Origin of the sequence: Paenibacillus foliorum (assembly GCF_013141765.1) — a bacterium.
In the GTDB taxonomy this organism is placed as follows: domain Bacteria; phylum Bacillota; class Bacilli; order Paenibacillales; family NBRC-103111; genus Paenibacillus_S; species Paenibacillus_S foliorum.
Window position 1 is genome coordinate 340,172 of the sequence record NZ_WHOD01000128.1, and the last position, 6,740, is coordinate 346,911.

The following is a 6,740-nucleotide window of genomic DNA, read 5'->3' on the forward strand; positions in this document are numbered from 1 at the left end:
GTTTAAATATTACATATGGATCCGTGAATTAGCAAGGATAAATTTCTCACATGCTGGAATCCAATCCTGTATTTCTTCTTGTCTTGGAGAACAGCTTAACGGCCATTTTTTTGACGAGCACAAAACCTTCGTGAAATACTCTCTCAGCCCCATAAGCAACCACAATCATAATAAACGGTACGCTAGGTGCTTTGTATCTGTACATGCCGTCTATAAATAAAATAATACAAAAAACAAAAACGGCAAAAATGGTCAACCACAGAATAGAAGCTTTTCTAAATATGCCTTGTACTATTGCTGCAATGGTCCCAACTAAAAACAGAGCGGCCGGCAGCAAATACCACCCCAACCTTACATAGCTGCGTATCCCGGTTAACTTTATATCCCATGCCCATTTACCTACAAACGCTATGATCCGCTTTCCATATAAAATACTAACGTGATCCCAGTTGTTTACTAAAAAACTTAGTATCAGACTATTCAGCACATCAATCGTATAATTGGGCTTATAAAAATAGTCATGAGGTGACGGTCTATCGTAGATCCATCCTTTTGCATAAACGTTGTATAGCACCATCTTAGCGTTAAACTGCATAGAGGATAAAAAGGGATCTAACTTATTTCCTACAAATAAATAAATAACTGTGATAACCGCGGCAGCTAAAGAGCCACCGATAGCGAGTCTGTGCCTATTAATAAATTCCCACACTTTTTGGGTATCGATGTTAATTAGGATATATACCATTATAAAAAACAAAGAAACGACACCTGTCGGTCTAAAAACAAGAATATATACAGAAGACATTATAAAAAGGATCTTGTATACGCTTTTATTAGACTGCATGAATTTGAGAAGTAAATAAACATTCAATAATAGTAAGCTGATGAAAAAACTATCGGATAGAATGTAAGTTGACCAGAGGGTTATAGGCCACGAATAATAGTAATAAAAAAATGAGGCTATGATCGCGGTTATTTTATTGAAAAGCATACGTGAGATTTTATATACAAATATTATACTAAGACCTGCAACAACCGCTTGAATAAAGACGACAGCAACGGGGTCCTTAAACAAACCAAGCAGCAAAGCAAGTAGGAGATTATACCCAATATACATAATATCGTTCATATGTAGTCCAATTTGGAAATTTCCCAACAAAGAATTTGCATAATCGATGTACCATTGAGTGTCATCAGACTGAGGAAAACCTTTACCGGAGTTGAGGAGGTAAAAAAAATACCGCAATCTCACATCGAGAGACAGCAGCGCAAACGGTATGAGGAAAATGAAATCCCGATCTTTGTACCTATGAAATAATTGGGCTAGTTGGTGCACTGTTTACACGTCTCCAAGTGTCAGCATATGTTTTAATAATTGTAAGTATCCCCAATTATGACATATTTCTTAGAGCTTTCACAAGAAGTATTTCTGTGAAAATGAACTATTTCATGAAAATTTTATTGTTTATAGGACCAAGTGGTATAGCTGCAATTGTATATGTTTGGAGAATGAAGACCGAAAATACTTTCGACCTCCATCATCCCGATCTAATTATGCCTATATTTTTCTGCGCCAGATTATCTAATCCCCTAAAAATGCTACTGAAAACCACATAAATAGCTCATTAATAGCTCATTAATAGATTCAGAACGATCTATTATATAGTCCGATAGTTCTATTCCCAACTGGGATGAAGTGACCTTTGCGGTCAGCCTTAAATTAATTGGAGTGCCCGTTTTATTTAAAAATCTTCACACGTTCCTCGATCGGTTTAAATTCCTTTTCTCCTGCTGGTGCCGTAGGTTTACCAAAAGGCATCTGAGCAATAAGCTGCCAACCTTCTGGCAATCTCCACTCCATTTTCACTTTATTGTCGATTAAGGGATTATAGTGCTGTAACGATGCCCCCAAGCCTTCATTTTCAAGAGCGGTCCAGATTACGAATTGAAGCATCCCCGACGTATGCTGGGACCATGCTGGAAACCGATCCTGATATGTTGGGAAATTCGCTTGCATTCCTTCCACCACAGCCGTGTCTTCAAAGAACATAACAGTACCATAGGCATTGCGGAAACCATCCATCCGCTGCTGGGTTGATGCGAACTGATCAGCTGGCACGATTCCCTTGAGGACTTCAGTTGTAATATCCCATAGTTTATTGTGCTGATCACCTAATAATAGAACCACTCGTGAGCTCTGTGAGTTGAAAGCCGAAGGAGTATGTTTGACAGCCTCACTAATGATTTCTTGAATCTTTTCATCAGAGATAGTTGATTCTTTGCTGATTTCGTAGATGGAACGTCTATTTTTTACCAAAGTTAGAAATTCGCTAGCCATTATTCCTCACTCCTATAACCTTGTGTAGTTTTCCGTTCATTATCGTATTGGATCTCCATTGGTTTAATAGCTAAATTCATACCATCTACCAAGCCTTGCAAATAAATGATTTTTTCTTTATCTGGAGGTTGTTTAGCTGAAATCTCGGATAACTTTCTCCTGAAATTAATTTCCGTGCTTTCAAGCCTCCTAATCATTTCTCTAATGTCAGCTGCTGCTCCCTGGCAATCCTTGAAATCACCTTCCTTAAAAACCCCTTTATTTCTCTCCATAAGGTCTTGAATAAAGCTCTGTAATTGTTCACCCACGATATTCAGCTCCCTCTGCCCCTATATTTTCTGATCATAAAACGATTGTTATTCATGCAAAACCAAATAGACCCGAAGAACCATTGTAATGGTTCTTCGAGTCACATCATTCAGCTTGGCACATGGTTATGAAATGATCATGAAACCATACGCACAATCCGATTTAATCCATCATTCCGAACCCTTCAGAACTAGATCAAGTCGATTGTAAAAGTCGTTCATAAATCTCTCTGAATCTACCTGAACGCTAACAAACGTATTGGGTCCTGATAAGGAGGCCCGCTGTAAATCTTCTGCGGTTCTGCCCAACGCATCCTGTTCCAAATCAACCTTTAAGAACATAGGTATCGTTCGTACTAAGGAAGGATCTTTAGCAACCGCTACAGCAAGCGGATCATGTAGTGCACAGCCTCCCAAAAATGGATAATATTTTTGATACACATTAAGATAGTATTCAGTAAAATCAGCGAACAAAGTGCTTAATCCCGTTTCCATACTTCTCCAACGCTGCATATCCTTTTGAGTCAGAAGTGTCTTCCGAGTAACGTCCAAACCGACCAGCGTTATCGGGAGCTCTGAACGGAGAACCATATCGGCCGCTTCCGGATCGATAAATATATTCGCCTCTGCAAATTTGTTCACATTGCCTGGGGTCGTCACAGCTCCGCCCATAGTCACAACGCTGCCAACCCGAGTTATTATGGAAGGGTCTTTCATGATGGCCTGAGCCAGATTAGTAACAGGACCTGTCGTTACAATCGTCAAGTTAGGTCCATACTTATTCACCTGCTCAATAATAAAATCCACAGCATCCGCTGAAATATGATCAACCCCATCGGCTTTACCTAAAGTTTCACCTAAACCGTCCGTGCCATGAAACACACTGCTAAAATGCGCACTTCGTGAAATAGGCTTTTCTGCGCCCTTATATACCGGAATCTGGGTATGAATGCGCTCCAGCAATTCGCATGTATTTTGAAATGCATTATCGATGGGTGTATTTCCATAAGTCACCGTAATTCCCAATAGCTCAATCTCAGGAGAGGCTATCGCGTAGGCAATTGCCAATGCATCATCAATGCCAGTGTCTACATCCAAAATCATTTTTATCATCCTAATACCTCTCTCCCTGTATAAAAAATTAAGTTATTTGCTGCTATTATGAATGACTCACAATGAATACACACGATTTTACACTTCTGCTAAACGTTCAGCAATACAAAACTCCGTTAATCACAACTTTTAATTAGCATTACCGCAAAAGGTTCCAATATCTTTAATTCTATTAGGTATGCTATACTTAAGGCTGAATTTACAAGAAGTTAATAATACAAATGTGGTGATAAATATGGGGGATTTACAGCTTGCAATTCAAACTCAGGGCATGAAAGCAGCGAGACGAATGCCTTTGCTTTTGTGGTCAATTTGGATTGTGTTTTTAGTCGAATTAATGAGCAGAGGCGGCTGGGGGGATACCTTCAGCTGGACGTTCCATGCGATACCAGAGCTTGCTCTAAATGCAATAGTGGTCTTGGGCTTTCTGTTTCTTATAACAGCCATTACTGGCAGAGTTCATTTATCGTTCTGGTTAGTATCCAGTACCTGTCTTTTAATGGGGTTAATTAGCGGGATTAAGCTGGAGATATTAGGTGTCCCTTTTCTGCCATGGGATGTGCTCTTAACAAGCGAGACCAAAGATATGGCCCAATATCTTAAAGGCTTACTTAACTTCACTGTCATTTCGGGATCTATCGCGTTTATAGTCATTAGTTTTCTACTGTTATACAAGTTGCCGCGCATTGCTTTTACTTTTCCATGGAAACAACGTTTAGGTATGGGGATTGCTTCTCTTCTCCTATTAACCTTGATATATACGGACGGATCCATGTCGCTGAAAAGATTAGCTCACATTCAAAACCTTGCTTGGGATCAGACGGAGAATGTTCGAACAAACGGGTTTCTTCTATCAACGATCATGAATTTACAGTTTCTGTTTATGAACCAGCCTGAAGGCTATGATGAGGAATCCATTCGCACTGCTTATAATTCAGTTACACCGGCTGTACCCGTAGCTGGGGAACGTAAACCTAATATTATTGTCGTTCTAAGCGAATCCTTCTGGGATGCAACACAAATCAAAGATGTTTCCTTTAGTCGGGATCCGCTCCCTTTCTATCATGAATTATTGGAGAAATACAGCAGCGGGACAATGCTCTCCCCTCAGTACGGTGGTGGAACGGCCAATGTCGAGTTCGAAGTGCTAACTGGCAACTCCATGCGTTTCTTGCCCCAAGGCTCTATTCCTTACAATCAGTACATTAATAAAGATGTTGATTCGTTAGGAAGTATTTTGGCTCGGCAAGGCTATGCATCTACAGCAATTAATGCATTTCACAGCTGGTTTTATAACAGCAAAAAAGTATATGAAAACTTCGGATTTTCCAAGTATGTACCTATGGAATTTTTAAAGCCCGACTATGAAGGCCCTTATATAGCCGATAGAGAAGTAGCCAAGCAGATAATCGAAACCAGTACGCTTACAGAAGGACCAGACTTCATTTTTGCCAACACTATGGAGAATCACTTCCATTATTATCCTGGAAAATTCAAAGAAAATACAATAGAAGTAACGGGAGTAACCGGCCAGACTAAAGGGCTGCTTGAAACCTATGCTCAAGGACTCCTGGGCGCTGACGATATGCTGAAACGATTGGTAACCCATTATGAAAGCATCGATGAGCCGACCATCCTATTATTCTTTGGAGACCATCTGCCGAGCCTAGGGGAGAACTACAGCGCATACAAGGAAAGCGGATATTTGAATGAAAACGATCCTAACTTTCTTGATAAAATGTACCGAGTGCCTATTCTCGTCTGGAACAACTACTTGCCTAAGCAAAAGGATACGATCAATATGAGCCCATCCTTTGTAACGCCTTACTTATTGAAATTAGCACAAAGGCCAGGCAGCTATTATACGGACTATTTATCACAGCTATCTCAGACCATCCCAGTAATTCCACCAGAAAATCGTTATGAGGACATGAAGATAAACAAGGAAGACCTTAAGACTTATGAAAAATTACAGTATGATATTATTTTTGGGAAACAATACGGTTACTCAGAAATGAACAGTAAGATTAAAGACAGCAGCTATATACTAGGCCAAGGACGAATGGTAATTGACGCTGTAAGAACGGAAGCCTCTAGTGAAGGAAAAGTACTAAAGATTACAGGTGTGGACCTCCCTTATAACAGTATGGTGAATATTAACGGGGAGCTATTGCCAGCTAAGTGGAACAGCTACCATGAGTTAACTGCTCCATTATTGCCTGACAATAAGCTGAAGTATCCATTGAAGATTGAAATTGTAGTCAAAGACTCCAAGGATAAAATAATTGCTAAGTCCAATGAATTTACTTATTCAAAGGTAATGGCAAGTGATATGTAAACAAGGGGCCCTTATTGAGGGGCCCCTTTGTTTGTTTATTTGAAAGTAAACGTAAAAGACAGAAGGACGGATTCCTTATGTAAATTCCATGCTACCTGCACCGAAGCTAGTCTAAAATTGTTCGTTTTTTCTGGTGGCTGCTCGGGAACGCAACAACCTCTTCCTTTGGATATCCGTGTTCCCACCGCTCCAAGCAGCTCAATTAAAGGAACACGACTTTAACAGCGGCCGTAATCCATGCCAGACGCTCCCTTAACTCACGAACGTTTGGGATTAGAGAAGGACCTGTGGTAGCCTCAGGTCCTTCTCTAAAGGCGACACCAGGGCGGACGCTATCGCTCCTACACCCTATACGCCCAACACCCATTCCCTTTTGTTCTACTGTGTGCATTACGTTGCTTCCTTACTTCTTAATCGGCATTCAAAGCCAACCTACGCTTTACCGCAAGCTTACGTGTCGTAAGAGGCCTCTACATTGGGAGGTAACAGCACTAACCCTTACTTGCTATATCGCTCACTCTCGCTACTCTTACCCTTACCTTTGCCTTTGCCTTTGCCTTTGCCTTCACCCTTACCTTTACCCTTACCCTTACCTTTACCCTTACCTTTACCTTTACCTTTACCTTTACCTTTACCTTTACCT

General features: G+C 40.5%; 6 protein-coding genes. 1 reads left to right on the forward strand and 5 read right to left on the reverse strand.

Annotated features, from left to right (window positions below):
- Positions 1-46 precede the first annotated feature (46 nt).
- From GC093_RS34245 to GC093_RS34260, 4 genes are all read right to left on the reverse strand, one after another.
- Positions 47-1,129: a glycosyltransferase family 39 protein gene (locus GC093_RS34245; protein WP_171656436.1), complete on the reverse strand. Its 1,083-nt coding sequence runs from the start codon at positions 1,127-1,129 to the stop codon at positions 47-49.
- A 609-nt stretch (positions 1,130-1,738) separates the two neighbouring features.
- A complete protein-coding gene (locus GC093_RS34250) occupies positions 1,739-2,338 on the reverse strand; it encodes a nitroreductase family protein (protein WP_171656437.1) in 600 nt (199 codons plus the stop codon).
- The gene (locus tag GC093_RS34255; protein WP_171656438.1) at positions 2,338-2,646 is read right to left on the reverse strand and encodes a hypothetical protein; all 309 of its coding nucleotides are present in this window, start codon (positions 2,644-2,646) and stop codon (positions 2,338-2,340) included. The genes GC093_RS34250 and GC093_RS34255 overlap by 1 nt, the downstream gene beginning before the upstream one ends.
- 171 nt (positions 2,647-2,817) lie before the next feature.
- Positions 2,818-3,759, reverse strand: a complete 942-nt coding sequence (locus tag GC093_RS34260) for a nucleoside hydrolase (RefSeq protein ID WP_171656439.1) — start codon at positions 3,757-3,759, stop codon at positions 2,818-2,820.
- Between the two features lie 223 nt (positions 3,760-3,982).
- On the opposite strand from GC093_RS34260, the gene GC093_RS34265 reads away from it, so the two are divergent.
- Positions 3,983-6,097, forward strand: coding sequence for an LTA synthase family protein (locus GC093_RS34265; protein ID WP_312886687.1), 2,115 nt, complete (start codon positions 3,983-3,985; stop codon positions 6,095-6,097).
- 202 nt (positions 6,098-6,299) lie between these two features.
- Here the strand turns inward: GC093_RS34265 and GC093_RS34270 are convergent, their stop codons facing one another.
- Positions 6,300-6,488 (reverse strand): hypothetical protein, encoded by a 189-nt coding sequence (locus tag GC093_RS34270; protein ID WP_171656440.1) that lies wholly within the window; start codon positions 6,486-6,488, stop codon positions 6,300-6,302.
- Positions 6,489-6,740: the final 252 nt, after the last annotated feature.